A 15284-nucleotide genomic window follows, 5' to 3' on the forward strand; every position below is an offset into this window, starting at 1 on the left:
CCCCCTAGAGGCTTAACCACCCCTGATAAAGACCTGCTACTGCCAAGGCAAAAGCACCGACAGTCGCCATAAAAATGATCATCTCGTAGCGCTTGAAGACGGCCTCACCGCGCTCACGCTTAGCCCAGATAAACAGGATCGCGCCTGGCGTGTAGAGAAGCGCCGAGAGCAGCAGATACTGGATACCTCCCGCATACAGAAGCCAAAGGGCATACAGCGTGGCCAAGCCACTGATGAAAGCATCCTTCAGGCGATCTTCCGGGGAGCCCTCGTACCCCTCGCCCTTCAACGTCAGCATGAGGGCATAGGCAGCGGACCATAGGTAAGGCACCAGAATCATCGAGCTGGCGAGATACAAGAGACTGAGATAGGTCGACTCGCTGAGCAGCGTGAGCAGAAGAAACACCTGGATCAGGCCATTGGATAGCCATAGCGCTTTGACCGGCACCTTGTTGACGTTTTCCCTGCTCAAGGCCGCGGGCATGGTGCCGTCACTGGAAGCGGCACGAAGTATCTCGGCGCACAGTAGCGTCCACGACAGCAAGGCTCCCAATAGCGAGATCGCCAAGCCTGCGCTGATCAGGTATCCCCCCCAGGGACCCACCACATGGCTGAGTACCAGCGCCATGGAAGGGTTCTTAAGACCCGCGAGTTCAGGCTGGGACATGATGCCCATGGACAGGACGTTGACCATGACCAACAGCAGCAGTACACCGAGAAAGCCGAGCACAGTGGCCCGCCCCACATCGCGACGTTCCCGAGCCTTCGAGGAATAGATGCTCGCGCCCTCGACGCCGATGAACACCCACACCGTCACCAGCATCATGTTGCGCACCTGATCCATCACGTTGCCAAGATCAGGGTTGGCCTGCCCCCAGATATCCAGAGTAAAGACGTCCAGCCGAAACCCAATCGACGCCAGCACGATGAACATCACCAGCGGAACCACCTTGGCGACGGTGGTCACGATATTGATATATGCCGCCTGCTGAATGCCCCTCGAGACAAGCCAGTGAACGCTCCATAGCAGCATTGAGGCGCACAGCACCGCGAGCGGCGTATTGCCATCACCGAAAGCGGGAAAGAAGAAACCGAGGGTACTGAAAAGAAGAACGAAATAACTGACATTTCCGAGCCAGGCGCTGATCCAGTAGCCCCAGGCAGAAGAGAAACCAAGGTAGTCACCGAACCCCGCCTTGGCGTAGGCATAGATACCGGCATCCAGTTCCGGCTTTCGATTGGCCAGCGTCTGAAAGACGAACACCAGCGCCAACATGCCGACCGCCGTAATACTCCATCCGATCAGCATCGCTCCAGGAGATGCACTTGCCGCCATGTTTTGCGGCAGTGAAAAGATTCCTCCACCAATCATCGAACCAACGACCAGCGCAAGCAGTGCACAAAGCCCGAGCTTATGTCTGGGTGTTTCCATCGAGGCTTCCTCGCAGGAAAAAAGTTTGCCGATTCAGCCTACGCTCTTTTTTCTCCGCGATAACGCCCCAAACCGAGGTATTCCCTTCTTCGGTGACTCGTATCAACAGCGTGAAGTAAGACGAATTTATTCGACATCGATCATGAAATGCGGCTCCGCAACCCATCATTGATCTGCATGCCTGGACGGCAACGATAGCCACCTCATGTGACCACCACTTGGGTCAAGTATTGAGCACTTTCACGAACGTCCACTCCTCTGCCTCAGGACGCCATAAAAAGAGACACCTGCACCAGAAAGCCGCCCAAAAGAAGTCGTAAACAGAACAACACACAGCATGAGAGAACGCGCAGAGCATACGAGAACGCACCGAGACACGGCGAACACGCAGGGAGAAAGCACAGGAAAAACGAAAAAGAGGAGTCCGAAGACTCCCCTTTCGAGTGTGCTGGCATGGTGCCCCATCCAGCGTGATGTCCTTTCCGGTCAGTCTTGGCCGATCAGTCTTGGCCGGTCAGTCTTGGCCGGTCAGTCTTGGCCGGTCAGTCTTGCTCCAAATCCGCCTGGCGATAGCCGATCAGGTACAGCACGGCATCAAGACCAAGGGTCGAGATACTCTGTCTCGCCTGGGCTCTGACCATGGGCTTGGCCCTGAAGGCAATTCCCAGGCCGGCTGCCGCCAGCATCTTGAGATCGTTGGCACCATCTCCCACGGCGATGGTCTGCTCCATGGAGATGCCCTCGCGCTGGGCGATCTCGCGCAGCAACAGCGCCTTGCGATCGGCGTCCACAATCGGCTCACGCACCTCACCGGTGACCTTGCCGTTCTCGATGACCAGCTCATTGGCGTGGATTTCATCGAAGCCTAGGCGTTGCTGGAGATAGCGCGCGAAGTAGGTAAAGCCACCGGACAGGATAGCGGTGCGATAGCCCAAGCGCTTAAGCTGAGCCATCAGTGTCTCGACGCCGTCCATTAACGGCAGCTCAGCGGCGATCTCGGCCAGCACGGACTCATCCAGCCCCTTGAGCTTGGACATGCGTTCGCGGAAGCTCTCCTGGAAGTCCAGCTCACCGCGCATGGCCCGCTCGGTGACCTCCGCCACTTCGTCATAGACACCGTGACGCCTGGCCAGCTCATCGATGACCTCGGCCTTGATCAGGGTCGAATCCATGTCGAAACACACCAGACGACGGTGAGTACGCCAGATCGAGTCTTCCTGCAGCGCGATATCCACCCCGTGGGCCGCGCCCAGGGCCAGGGCCTTCTCGCGCAGCGACTCGAGATCGATCTGTTCGCCGCGCAGCCAGCATTCGACGCAGCTGCCCTGGGCCGGTGCCTCGCCGTCCAGCGGCTCGCGTCCGGACAGGCGATGCATCAACTCCACCGTCAGGCCATGCTCTGCCGTCAGCGCCCCCACTTCGGCCAGGATGCCGGCAGGCAGTCGCGGCGCCAGCAAGGTCATGATCCAGCGCGGCTGACCCGCGGTCTGGCTCCAGCGATGGTACTCCTCGGCGCTGATCTGGATTGCCTGCACATCGAGCCCGAGCTCGTCGCCGGTGTGGGCCAGCGCACCTTCCAGGTCCGCCTCGTGATCCAGCGCCACCAGGGCCTCCAGCGAGACGATGCCAAAGGTCACGCTTTGGTTGATATCGAGAAGTCTTGCCCCGCTGCGGGCCAGCGCCTTGCCAAGTCCGGCCAGCTGGCCAGGACGAGCCTGGCCGGTGGCACGCATCAAGATTCTTCTGGTCATGTAGTCTGTCCTGTAACCTCACCGCCTTGTATGGGGTGGCGACAACGTGAACCCCCACCGAGGATCAGGCCTCGACGCGCTCCAGCCGATCAACCTTCTGCAGACCGCGCGGCAGCTTGCTGCCCCGACGCCCGCGTTCGCCGCGATAGTAGTCGAGTTCGCCATTCTTGAGCGATAGCTTACGTTTGCCAGCATGGACCACCAGGGTATCTCCTGGGGCCAACACGACCAGTCCACGCACGAATTCTTCACGCCGGGCGGCCCGGGCGCCAGGAATGTCGAGCATCTTGTTGCCCTTGCCCTTGGACATCTCCGGCAACTGCTCCAGCGGGAACAGCAGCAGCCGCCCCTCGTTGGATACCGTGGCCACGGTCAGCTCTTCGGCCGCCGGCAGCTCCACCGGGGGCAGCACGTTGCAGCCCTTGGGCAGTGACAGCACCGCCTTGCCGGAGCGATTCTTGCCGGTCAGGTCCTCGAGTCGCGCAACAAAGCCATAGCCGCCGTCGGAGGCCAGCAGGTAGCGGGAGTCGCCGGGTGCCAGCATGACCCCGGCCATATGCGCACCGGCCACCACGTTGACCTTGCCGGTCACCGGTTCGCCCTGGCCACGGGCGCTGGGCAACTGATGGGCCGGTAAGGTGTAGGCACGGCCGGTATCGTCCAGCAGTACCAGCGGCTGGTTGGTCTTGCCCCGGGCGGCGAGATGGAAGGCATCTCCCGCCTTGTAGGACAAGCTAGCCGGATCGATATCGTGGCCCTTGGCCGCGCGAATCCAGCCCTTCTCGGACAGCACCACGGTGACCGGGTCGGCACCGACCAGCTCGACTTCGGACAGCGCCTTGGCTTCGCCACGCTCGACGATGGGCGAGCGACGCTCATCGCCGTGTTCTTCCGCCGCCTGTCTGAGCTCCTGCTCGATCAGATCGGTCATGGCCTCGTCGCTGCCCAGCAGCTCCTCGAGCCGCTTGCGCTCCGCCTCGAGCTCACTCTGCTCGGTGCGGATCTTCATTTCCTCCAGCTTGGCCAGATGACGCAGGCGCAGCTCCAGGATGGCCTCGGCCTGACGGTCGCTGAGACCGAAGGCCTCGATCAGGGCGCTCTTGGGCTCATCCTCTTCACGGATGATCCGGATCACCTCATCGATATTGAGGTAGGCGATCAACAGACCTTCCAGCAGGTGCAGGCGATCGTTCACCTTGCCCAGCCGATGCTCCAACCGCCGGCGTACCGTGGTACGGCGGAAATCGAGCCATTCGCCCAAAAGCTCCGGCAGTGGCATCACCCGCGGACGGCCGTCGAGACCGATCACGTTGAGGTTGACCCTGACGTTCTTCTCGAGGTCGGTGGTGGCAAACAGGTGCGCCATCATCGCCTCGATGTCGACCCGATTGGAGCGGGGCTCGATCACCAGACGGGTCGGCTCCTCATGGGTGGACTCATCGCGCAGGTCGGCCACCATCGGCAGCTTCTTGGCCTGCATCTGGGCAGCGATCTGCTCGAGCACCTTGGCCCCGCTGACCTGATACGGCAGCGCGTTGATGATGACCTGGCTTTCTTCCTTGTCGAACTCGTAGCGGGCGCGCATCTTGACGCTGCCACGGCCACTTTCATAGATCTTTCTGAGATCGGCGCGGGGAGTGATGATCTCCGCCTGGGTGGGAAAGTCCGGTCCCGGCAAGTGCGCCATCAGATCCGCCGTCGTCACCGAGGGGTTACGCAGCACCTGGCAGGTGGCCTCGACCACCTCGCGCACGTTATGGGGCGGAATATCCGTGGCCATACCCACGGCAATCCCGGTGCCGCCATTGAGCAGCACGTGAGGCAGCCGTGCCGGGAGCACCACTGGCTCATTCATGGTGCCATCGAAGTTGGGCGCCCAGTCCACGGTGCCCTGACCCAGCTCACTGAGCAGGACCTCGGCAAACTTCGACAGCCTGGCTTCGGTGTAGCGCATCGCCGCGAAGGACTTGGGATCGTCGGGGCTGCCCCAGTTGCCCTGGCCATCGACCAGCGGATAGCGATAGCTGAACGGCTGCGCCATCAGCACCATGGCTTCATAGCAGGCGCTATCGCCATGGGGATGAAACTTACCCAGCACGTCACCGACGGTACGCGCAGACTTCTTGTACTTGGCATTGGCGTTCAGCGACAGTTCACGCATGGCGTAGACGATGCGCCGCTGTACCGGCTTCATGCCGTCGCCAATATGGGGCAATGCCCGGTCGAGAATGACGTACATCGAATAGTCGAGGTAGGCCTTCTCGGTGTATTCGCGCAGGGACAGTCGCTCGACGTCGCCCTCCGCCACCTCAATGTCCAGAGTCATGTTCCCTCGTTCTCATCCTGGTCGCCGCAAGCGACGACATGGTATTCCCAGGCGCAACCGGCGCCGCCCGCTCTGCCTCGGCCGGATCAGACGTCGATATCGGCCAGGTTGCCGTAGTCTTCAAGCCAGCTCTTGCGGTCCGAGGCGCGCTTCTTGGCCAGCAGCATGTCCATCATCTCCAGCGTGCCGTCGCCATCTTCCCGGGTCAGCTGCACCAGGCGGCGCGTCTCTGGCGCCATGGTCGTCTCGCGCAGCTGCAGCGGACTCATCTCACCCAGGCCCTTGAAGCGCTGAACATTGGGTGTCCCGCGCTTGCCTTCCAGAGAACGCAGAATGGCGGCCTTCTCGCTCTCGTCCAGGGCGTAGAAGACCTCCTTGCCCAGATCGATGCGGTACAGCGGCGGCATGGCGACAAACACATGGCCGGCGTCGACCAGCGAGGGGAAGTGGCGCACGAACAGCGCGCACAGCAGCGTGGCGATGTGCAGCCCGTCAGAGTCAGCGTCGGCGAGGATGCAGATCTTGTGATAGCGCAGCTTGGACAGGTCGGCGCTGGCCGGGTCGGCACCGATGGCCACGGCAATGTCGTGGACCTCCTGGGAGCCGTAGATATCATGGGAGTCGACCTCCCAGGTATTAAGGATCTTGCCGCGCAGCGGCAGGATCGCCTGGGTCTCGCGGTTGCGTGCCTGCTTGGCGCTGCCGCCGGCGCTGTCGCCCTCGACCAGGAACAGCTCGCTCATGGCGGGGTCCTGACCGCTGCAGTCGGCCAGCTTCCCGGGCAGTGCAGGACCAGAGGTCACCTTCTTGCGGGCCACCTTCTTGGAGCTCTTCTGGCGCCGCTGAGCCGCGCTGATGACCAGCTCCGCCAAGGCCTCTGCCTGATCCACATGGTGGTTGAGCCACAGCGAGAAGGCGTCCTTGACCACCCCGGACACGAAGCCCGCCACGGTGCGCGACGACAGCCGCTCCTTGGTCTGTCCGGCGAACTGCGGATCCAGCATCTTCACCGACAGCACGTAGGCGACGCGCTCCCACAGGTCTTCGGCGGTCAGCTTGACGCCACGGGGCAGCAGGCTGCGGTACTCGCAGAATTCCTTGAGCGCGTCGAGCAGGCCGGAGCGCAACCCATTCACATGGGTGCCACCCTGGGCGGTGGGGATCAGGTTGACGTAGCTTTCCATCAACGAGTCGCCGCCCTCGGGAAGCCACTGGATCGCCCAGTCCACCGCCTGCTCGTCGTCGGCAAAGTGACCGACGAAGGGCGAGCTTGGCAGGACCTCGTAGCCGTCCGTGGTCTGGGCCAGGTAGTCGCGCAGACCGTCCTCGAATTGCCAGGTGGTGGCGGTGCCATCGGCCTCGACCAGCTCCACCTTGAGCCCGGGGCACAGCACTGCCTTGGCGCGCAGCAGGTGCTTGAGTCGGCCCACGGCCAGATTGGGACTATCGAAATAGCTGACGTCCGGCCAGAATCGCACCACCGTGCCCTTGGCCCGCTTGGCCGCAGTACCGATGACGTGTAGATCCTCGACCTTGTCGCCGTGCTCGAAGGCCATGGCGTGGCGCTCGCCATCGCGCAGCACTTCCACTTCCAGGCGCCTGGACAGGGCGTTGACCACGGATACCCCGACACCGTGAAGACCGCCGGAAAAGCGATAGCTCGATGAGGAGAACTTACCGCCTGCGTGCAGGCGCGTCATGATCAGCTCGATCCCCGACACTCCGTGCTCGGGGTGCACGTCGATGGGCATGCCACGACCGTTGTCCGACACCTCGATACCGCCATCATCGCGCACCACCACGCGAATCTCGTTGGCGTGCTCGGCGAGGGCCTCGTCGACACTGTTGTCGATGACCTCCTGCACCAGGTGATTCGGGCGGGAGGTGTCGGTGTACATGCCGGGGCGCTTGCGAACGGGCTCCAGCCCGGAAAGCACCTCGATCGAACTGGCACTGTATTGGGTCATGCGTGGTCCATCATCAGGATGACTGGAATCGTCTCTTTTCTGCCTTGGCGCCAGTCGCGAGGGCCTGCGCCTAGTCCATCACCGGCGCCATCACGCCTGGTTCAAGGCGATGCCCGGCGTGGGCGAACACCGCTGGCAGGTAATCGGCCAGGGCATTGAAGCCGTGCTCCCCTCCGGGATGCAGCACCGCTCTGGCGCCGCGATAGGCCTCGAACGCATCGTGACTGTTCAATGTCTCGTCCTGGGTCACCAGCAGCAGCAGGTAACGCCACGGGGTCACGCTCTCGGGCGTCAGCTGGGCCACCTGGTCACGATGCCCCTGCTCGACCACGAAGCGTTCTCCGGTATAGGCGTTCACAAAGCTCTGGCCCAGCATAGTATCGACCAGCCGCGCCGGGCGCACCGCCGGATTGACCAATACCGCCTTGAGCCCGTGTCGCTCGGCCAATACCGTGGCCAGAAAGCCACCCATGGAACTGCCCATGACCAGCGGCTGCGGCCCGAGACGCGACGTCAAGGACTCGCCCAGCGCCAGCGCATCGACGGCGCGCGACGGCAGATCCGGGGTCTCGCAGGGCAGGTCCAGTGCGTCGCAGGCGGCCTTGACCAGGCGTGCCTTTGGCGACGCCCCGGCGCTATTGAACCCGTGCAGGTACAAGATGCCGGTGGCGACTGGCGACGTCTGAGGCGTCATGGGGCTCAGCATAACGGAAAACCTGTATAAATGGCCAGTTTGCTGACAGGACCGCCCCGCTGACCCACTGCGGGAGGCAGGGAGCCAGCGGGAACTGTGATCGCTTCAGCGCTCCCGCGAGGCCTGCCAGGTTGCCTCGATCAGGCCTCGGGTGGAATCGTCCATATCATCAAGACCCTGACGGCCTTCAATGATGTCACGGGTCTCGTTGGCGATCTTCTTGCCCAGTTCAACGCCCCACTGGTCGAAGGGATTGATGCCCCAGATGGTCGCCTGCACAAACACCTTGTGCTCGTACAGCGCAATCAAGGCGCCCAGGGTTTCCGGCGTCAACCGCTCCAGCAGCAAGGTGGTGGAGGGCTGATTGCCACGATAACGCTTGTGCTCGGGCCGTGGGCCGTCCTCGGCGATGGCGTCATCACCCAGCATCAACACGCGCGACTGGGCAAAGCAGTTGGCCAGAGTCAGGCGGTGCTGACCCATCAGGTGCTCACGGGTGGCCGGATCCTCGACATCCTCGTAGCGCGCCAGGGGCGCAATGAAGTCACACTCCACCGCCTGGGTGCCCTGGTGCAGCAACTGGTAGAACGCATGCTGGGCGTTGGGACCGAGCTGTCCCCACAGCACCGGGCAGGTGGAATAGTCCACCGTGTCACCGTCATTGGTGACCGACTTGCCGTTGGACTCCATCTCAAGCTGTTCGAGATAGGCGGCGAAGTACTCCAGTCGGCCGTCGTAGGGCAAGATCGAGTGGGCTCGGATGTCCAGGAAGTTGTTGTTCCAGATACCGGCCAGGGCCAGCAGCACCGGCAGATTGTCGGCCAAGGGCGCCTTCTGGAAATGCACGTCCATGGTATGGGCACCGGCCAACAGGGCACGGAAGCCCTCCATCCCGATCACCAGTGCGATGGGCAGACCAATGCCCCCCCACAGCGAGTAGCGCCCACCGACCCACTCCCAGAATTCGAGCTGGTGATCACAGGCGATGCCCCACTCGGCCATCTTCTCGGGACTGGCGGATACGCCGATGAAGTGCTGACGCAGTACCAGCTCATGGTCGACGCCTTCCTGGCGCGAGCCCACCAGCCGGGACAGCAGCCAGTCCCGCGCCGTATTAGCGTTGGACAGGGTGTCGATCGTGGTGAACGATTTTGACGACAGCACGAATAGCGTGGTTTCAGGATCGAAGCGCGTCAGGTAGTCGACCAGCTGCGAGCCGTCCATGGTCGAGGCGAAATGGACCTCCACCGGATGAGTCCCCTGAGGACGATAGTCGGCCAGGGCGTGGGTCACCATCAGCGGCCCGAGGTCGGAGCCGCCCACCCCCAGGTTGACCACATCACGAATCGGCTTGCCGGTAGCGCCGCGCCACTGCCCCGAGTGGAAGCGCTCGACCATGGTGGCCATCTTGTCCAGGGTGGCATGCACCGCCGGCACCAGGTCTTCCCCCTCGACCACCAGCGTCGCATCGGCGGGCAGACGCAAGGCGGTATGCAAGGCAGGCCGATCCTCGCTGATATTGACCTTCTCGCCGGCCAGCAGACGCTGAGTGGCTGCCGGCACCCCTGCCTCCTCGGCAAGGCGCAGCAAATCCGCGAGGGTGTCCTGATCCCAACGCTGCTTCGACAGGTCCAGCTTGAGGCCAGCCGCTTCCCGGCTGAAGGTGGCGAAACGCCCCTGGTCCTGACGGAACATGTCGCACAGGTGGCGCTGTCCTACCTGTTGGGCCTTGTCCTGCAGGGACCGCCAGGCCTGGGTTTGGTCGATCGTCGGCATCTATCCTCTCCTTGGGCATAGTCTGGGGAGCGGCAGCCTTGGCTGCATCCATGTCACGTCTGCGACGGTTCCCCAGGTCAAAGGTGTGACGGGTCAGCGACGGCAGCTGCCTCATCGTGCAGCACGGGCCCAGGACGCGTACAATCACAGCCCCCGAGCCCGACAACACTGGCAATCCATGAGTGACGCATCTTACCGTGACGCCATCTTTTCCACACCCCTGGACAAGGTAGCGCGCTTTTCGTTCGACGAGCGTGTCGTCGCCTGCTTCCCCGACATGATCCGCAGGTCCGTTCCCGGCTACGGCCAGATCCTTGGCATGCTGGGCGTGCTGGCCGAGCGCCATCTACGCCACGGCGCCCACGTCTACGACCTTGGCTGCTCGCTGGGCGCCGTAGGCCTGGCGCTGGCCGGCCAGCTTCCGCGGGACGCCTTCACCCTGACCGGCATCGACCTGTCCCCGGCCATGGTGGAACGGGCACGTCAGACCCTGGCAGAGGAGTGTCCCGAGCACGCCATCGAGGTCATCGAAGGGGACATCCGTCACATCGATTACCGCCCCAGCGGCATGATCGTGCTCAATTTCACGCTGCAGTTCCTGGCACCGGAAGATCGCAACGACCTGCTGGCACGGCTGTATCAGGCGCTGGAGCCCGGCGGCGTGCTGGTGCTGTCGGAGAAGATCAAGTCCGGCGACGAGCAGGACAACGCCTGGCTGGTGGAGCGCTACCATGATTTCAAGCGGGCCAACGGCTACAGCGACATGGAAATCAGCCAGAAACGCAACGCCCTCGAGAACGTGCTGATTCCCGATACCCTTGAGCAGCATCATCAGCGCCTGGCAGATGCTGGCTTCGGCCGCTCGCTGACCTGGTTTCAGTACCTGAACTTCGCCTCCATGATTGCCTTCAAGGAGGCTTGAGTGATCCCCGAGCATCAGCGTGACCTGTATCGCGCCTTCCTTGAACACTCCTTTCGCCACGCCGGCATGGGCACCTGGCTTGCCAGACTGCCCGAACAGTTTGCCAGCGGTCTGGACCGTCAGCGTCATGGTGACCTTCCCGCCTGGGAAAAGGCCGTGGCCAAGCTCCCGGCGCTACCCGACAAACGCCAGGTCCACCTTGACCAGGACACCGTCGAGGTATCACTTGAGCTGGATGAGAGCCGTCAGCGTCAAAGCGAGAACCTGCTTCGGGCGCTGATCCCTTGGCGCAAGGGGCCCTACCGGCTGGCTGGCATCACCATTGATACCGAATGGCGCTCGGACTGGAAATGGCAGCGCCTGGCGCCGTACCTGGCGCCGCTGCGGGGCCGCAAGGTGCTCGACGTCGGTGGAGGCAATGGCTACCACGCCTGGCGCATGGCCGGGGCCGGGGCCGACTTCGTGCTGGTCATTGATCCATCGCCGCGCTTCTACTGGCAGTTCCAGGCCGTCAAGCACTTCGTCGGCGAGGCCGATGGCGGACGCACCCATTTCCTGCCGGTCGGTATCGAAGACGTCCCTGATCGGCTCGGCTTCTTCGACACGGTGTTTTCCATGGGCGTGCTCTACCACCGTCCATCACCGCTGGAACACTTGATACAGCTACGGGACGCCCTGCGTCGCGGTGGCGAGCTGGTGCTGGAAACCCTGGTGGTCGAGGGCGATGAAACCCGCGTGCTGGTGCCGGGAGACCGCTACGCCGCGATGCCCAACGTCTACTTCCTGCCGTCGTCCAAGGCCTTGGTTGGCTGGCTTGAAAAGGTCGGATTCTGTGACGTGCGCGTTGTCGATGAAGGCCCCACCAGCCTGGACGAACAGCGCGCGACGGACTGGATGACCTTTCAATCACTGAATGATTTTCTTGATCCAGAGAACCCCCAACTCACCCGAGAGGGACATCCGGCACCACGGCGTGCGGTGATCATCGCCACCCGGCCAGCATGACCGACGGCAAGACGCCCTGCCGAGTCTATCGGCAGGGCGTCGTCATTCAGCACGCCATCGCGACTGCAGGTGTCAGACGAAGTCCAGCACCATGAAGTGAGGGTTGTCGACCAGCACCTCCATGCGGGTGATGTCATTGAGCACCACCAGCCGGTCACCTCCTTCGGTGCGTAGCGACAAGCACTCCTCATGGTCCTCGTTGAACGAGGTGTCTACCGCTTCCCCCTGTTTTTCGACCCCACCCTTCAAGGAAAGCTTGACCGGAAAATGGTACAAGCAAGCAAGTTCAATATTATCGTAGAGATGGCAAGCCACCATGCTCATGCCCTCCCCTGTTAATCAACTCACTCAGGTGTTCACTCACCTAGGTAACAACTCACCTAGCTATCAACTCGCCTAAGTATTAACTCACCAGTGTCGAGATCTGTGGATCACGTTGAGATTGCCGATATGCGTCGCCCTGTCGATGCCGTGACATGTGACATATCTCACATGCGAGGCATCCTGCCTTTGGTCTAGCCCAGATACCAGCGCGGCACCATTTGGCTGCACAAACCGCGTTAGTTTCACCGAAAAGCACGAGCCTTGCCGCTCAGAAAGAGCGCTGGTATTGCGCCAATTCGAGCTACCATTCCTGATCCAGCGGATGCTTCCATCGGCTATCCAGAACGGCCATCCCCGCACATAACAAAGGCTCCTGCGTCAGCACGCAGGAGCCTTGTTCGCACTGCCTTGACGGCGTCAGCGGTTCAGCAGGTCACGTACATCCTTGGCTTCCCAGTGGGGAAAGTACTTGCGAACCAGGGCGTTGAGCTCCAGCTCGAAACCTGCCCAGTCGACTTCCCCGACAGACGCGCCCTCGGCACTGGCGGCACCCCGAATCATGCCGGCGCCGACGGTGACGTTGGTCAGACGATCGATGACGATAAAGCTGCCGGTGCCGGCAATCTTCGCATAGTCGTCGATCGGCACTTCGGCTGTCAGCGCTACCCGGCAGCGAGCGATGGCATTGAGCTCAAGCTGCTGCGCCTGGTGACGCTCCAGGGTGTTGACGTCGACCTGGTAGTGAATCGCCTCGACCTGTCCGGACACGGCACGCCCGGCCATGCGGATATCGTATTGGCGACCAGGCACCAGCGCGTCGTCATGCATCCACACGATATCGGCGTCGAAGGCACTCGACAGGGTGATGTCGGCATCGGCTGCCACCAGCCAGTCGCCGCGAGAGATGTCGATCTCGTCTTCCAGGGTCACGGTGATCGCCTGCCCCGGATAAGCGTCATCCAGGTCGCCGTCGAAGGTCACGATGCGCTCGACCTTGCTGAGCTTGTTGGACGGCAACACCTTGACCGACTGGCCAGGGCGAAGGATGCCCGCCTCCAGGGTGCCTGCATACCCCCGGAAATCGAGGTTCGGACGATTGACGTACTGCACCGGGAAACGCAGGTCACTGAGGTTCTGGTCGCGGCTGACTTCCACCGTTTCCAGCAGCTCGAGCAGGGCCGGGCCCTGGTACCAGTTCAGGTTGTCGCCGCGCTCGACCACGTTGTCGCCCTTGAGGGCAGACAGCGGTACGAAACGAATGTCCGACGCCGACAGCTGCTCGGCAAAGGCCCGATACTCGGCGACGATCTCGTCGAAGCGCTCCTCGGCGTAGTCGACCAGGTCCATCTTGTTGACCGCGATGACCAGGTGCTGAATGCCCAGCAGGTCAGCGATAAAGCTGTGACGACGGGTCTGGGTCTGCACGCCGTAACGGGCGTCGATCAGAATCACCGCCAGGCCCGCGGTGGAGGCACCGGTGGCCATGTTGCGGGTGTACTGCTCGTGCCCCGGGGTGTCGGCGATGATGAACTTGCGCTTGTCGGTGGAGAAGAAGCGATAGGCCACATCGATGGTGATGCCCTGCTCGCGCTCCGACTGCAGACCATCGACCAGCAGCGCCAGATCCACCTCCTCGCCGGTGGTGCCCTTGGTCTTGGAGGCCTGGGTGATGGCCGCCAACTGGTCATCGAAGATCATTTTGGAATCGTGCAGCAGGCGACCGATCAGGGTCGACTTGCCGTCATCGACGCTCCCGCAGGTGATGAACCTGAGCAGGTCCTTGTTTTCGTGCTCGTGCAGATACTGCTCGATGTTGTCAGCAATCAGACTGGACTGGTGAGACATGCTGTACCCCTATGGGTGACCCGACGTCGCGCTGGACGTCCGGCCCTTGATCTGTCATCTGCGTCCTTGTCCCCGGTCACTGTCGGCCGGGGCAAGGCGCGTGGCTGAGTGCGGTCGGTGCCGTCGTCAGAAGTAGCCTTCGCGCTTCTTCTTCTCCATGGAGCCGGCCTGATCGTGGTCGATGGCGCGGCCGGAGCGCTCGCTGGTACGGGTCAGCAGCATCTCCTGGATGATCTCAGGCAGGGTCTGGGCCTTCGACTCCACCGCACCGGTCAGCGGGTAGCAGCCCAGGGTCCTGAAGCGCACCCACTTTTCCTCGGGCTGCTCGCCCTCGGCCAGGGGCATGCGCTCGTCGTCGACCATGATCTGCATGCCGTCACGCTCGACCACCGGACGCGGGGCCGAAAAGTACAGCGGCACGATGTCGATGTTTTCGAGATAGATGTACTGCCAGATGTCCAGCTCGGTCCAGTTGGACAGCGGGAAAGCGCGAATCGACTCGCCCTTGTTGATGCGAGCGTTGTACAGGTTCCAGAGCTCGGGGCGCTGATTCTTAGGGTCCCAGCGGTGATGCTTGTCACGGAACGAGAACACGCGCTCCTTGGCCCGGCTGGCCTCTTCATCACGGCGGGCACCACCGAAGGCAGCGTCGAACCCGTACTTGTCCAGCGCCTGCTTCAGCGCCTGGGTCTTCATCACGTCGGTGTAACCGCTGGACCCATGGTCGAACGGGTTGATCCCGGCAGCCTTGCCTTCCTGGTTGGTATGGACGATCAGCTCCATGCCCGCCTCTTCGGCCATACGGTCGCGGAAGGCGATCATCTCGCGGAACTTCCAGGTGGTGTCCACGTGCATCAACGGGAACGGCGGCGGCCCCGGATAGAAGGCCTTGCGCGCCAGGTGCAGCATCACCGAAGAATCCTTGCCGATCGAGTACAGCATCACCGGGTTGGAAAACTCGGCGGCCACCTCACGGATAATGTGGATGGACTCGGCCTCAAGCTGCTTGAGGTGAGTCAGTCGCTTCGGCGTAAGAGAAGCCTGAGCGGCTCTCTCGCGGGCTGGTGCGGAAAGGCTGGTCATGACCGGGACACCTCGCATGACGGAAATAAGGAAGATGCCAGCGAGGATACTGCGAAGGGAATAATAACGTAAAAGAATTAATAACTATCTTTTTAGAACCATAAGAACTTTTGCCCAAGCGCACACAACGACCAACTACGTCCAACGACCCTCCGCGCC

11 protein-coding genes are annotated in these 15284 nt (G+C 62.2%); 2 read left to right on the top strand and 9 right to left on the bottom strand.

Annotated elements, in window-relative coordinates; genetic code table 11:
• Positions 1 to 4: 4 nt before the first annotated feature.
• The 6 genes from arcD to pgi all read right to left on the bottom strand — a co-directional run bounded on the left by arcD (position 5) and on the right by pgi (position 9946).
• Positions 5 to 1432 carry an arginine-ornithine antiporter gene (gene arcD, locus JF545_RS07685; protein ID WP_206941010.1) on the bottom strand — a complete coding sequence of 476 codons (1428 nt, stop codon included), beginning with the start codon at positions 1430 to 1432 and terminating at the stop codon, positions 5 to 7.
• A gap of 542 nt (positions 1433 to 1974) precedes the next feature.
• Positions 1975 to 3183 carry a phosphoserine phosphatase SerB gene (gene serB / locus JF545_RS07690; protein ID WP_206941012.1) on the bottom strand — a complete coding sequence of 403 codons (1209 nt, stop codon included), beginning with the start codon at positions 3181 to 3183 and terminating at the stop codon, positions 1975 to 1977.
• Positions 3184 to 3247: 64 nt separating this feature from the next.
• Complete coding sequence (parC, locus tag JF545_RS07695; RefSeq protein ID WP_206941014.1) at positions 3248 to 5509, bottom strand: DNA topoisomerase IV subunit A; 2262 nt, start codon at positions 5507 to 5509, stop codon at positions 3248 to 3250.
• An 86-nt stretch (positions 5510 to 5595) separates the two neighbouring features.
• Positions 5596 to 7476, bottom strand: coding sequence for a DNA topoisomerase IV subunit B (parE, locus tag JF545_RS07700; RefSeq protein ID WP_206941016.1), 1881 nt, complete (start codon positions 7474 to 7476; stop codon positions 5596 to 5598).
• 70 nt (positions 7477 to 7546) lie between these two features.
• Positions 7547 to 8182 carry a YqiA/YcfP family alpha/beta fold hydrolase gene (locus JF545_RS07705; RefSeq protein ID WP_206941018.1) on the bottom strand — a complete coding sequence of 212 codons (636 nt, stop codon included), beginning with the start codon at positions 8180 to 8182 and terminating at the stop codon, positions 7547 to 7549.
• A 93-nt stretch (positions 8183 to 8275) separates the two neighbouring features.
• Entirely contained in the window at positions 8276 to 9946 is a 1671-nt protein-coding gene (gene pgi, locus JF545_RS07710; protein WP_206941020.1) for a glucose-6-phosphate isomerase, read from the bottom strand.
• A 178-nt stretch (positions 9947 to 10124) separates the two neighbouring features.
• On the opposite strand from pgi, the gene cmoA reads away from it, so the two are divergent.
• Entirely contained in the window at positions 10125 to 10868 is a 744-nt protein-coding gene (cmoA, locus tag JF545_RS07715; protein ID WP_206941022.1) for a carboxy-S-adenosyl-L-methionine synthase CmoA, read from the top strand.
• Positions 10869 to 11873 carry a tRNA 5-methoxyuridine(34)/uridine 5-oxyacetic acid(34) synthase CmoB gene (cmoB, locus tag JF545_RS07720; RefSeq protein WP_315899939.1) on the top strand — a complete coding sequence of 335 codons (1005 nt, stop codon included), beginning with the start codon at positions 10869 to 10871 and terminating at the stop codon, positions 11871 to 11873.
• 72 nt (positions 11874 to 11945) lie between these two features.
• Here the strand turns inward: cmoB and JF545_RS07725 are convergent, their stop codons facing one another.
• The 3 genes from JF545_RS07725 to cysD all read right to left on the bottom strand — a co-directional run bounded on the left by JF545_RS07725 (position 11946) and on the right by cysD (position 15125).
• Positions 11946 to 12197 (bottom strand): Rho-binding antiterminator, encoded by a 252-nt coding sequence (locus JF545_RS07725; RefSeq protein WP_206941024.1) that lies wholly within the window; start codon positions 12195 to 12197, stop codon positions 11946 to 11948.
• 417 nt (positions 12198 to 12614) lie between these two features.
• The gene (gene cysN, locus JF545_RS07730) at positions 12615 to 14042 is read right to left on the bottom strand and encodes a sulfate adenylyltransferase subunit CysN (protein WP_206941025.1); all 1428 of its coding nucleotides are present in this window, start codon (positions 14040 to 14042) and stop codon (positions 12615 to 12617) included.
• A gap of 126 nt (positions 14043 to 14168) precedes the next feature.
• Positions 14169 to 15125: a sulfate adenylyltransferase subunit CysD gene (gene cysD, locus JF545_RS07735; RefSeq protein ID WP_206941027.1), complete on the bottom strand. Its 957-nt coding sequence runs from the start codon at positions 15123 to 15125 to the stop codon at positions 14169 to 14171.
• Between the last annotated feature and the right edge of the window lie 159 nt (positions 15126 to 15284).

Source organism: Halomonas litopenaei, from assembly GCF_017303055.1.
Classification (GTDB): Bacteria; Pseudomonadota; Gammaproteobacteria; order Pseudomonadales; family Halomonadaceae; genus Halomonas; species Halomonas litopenaei_A.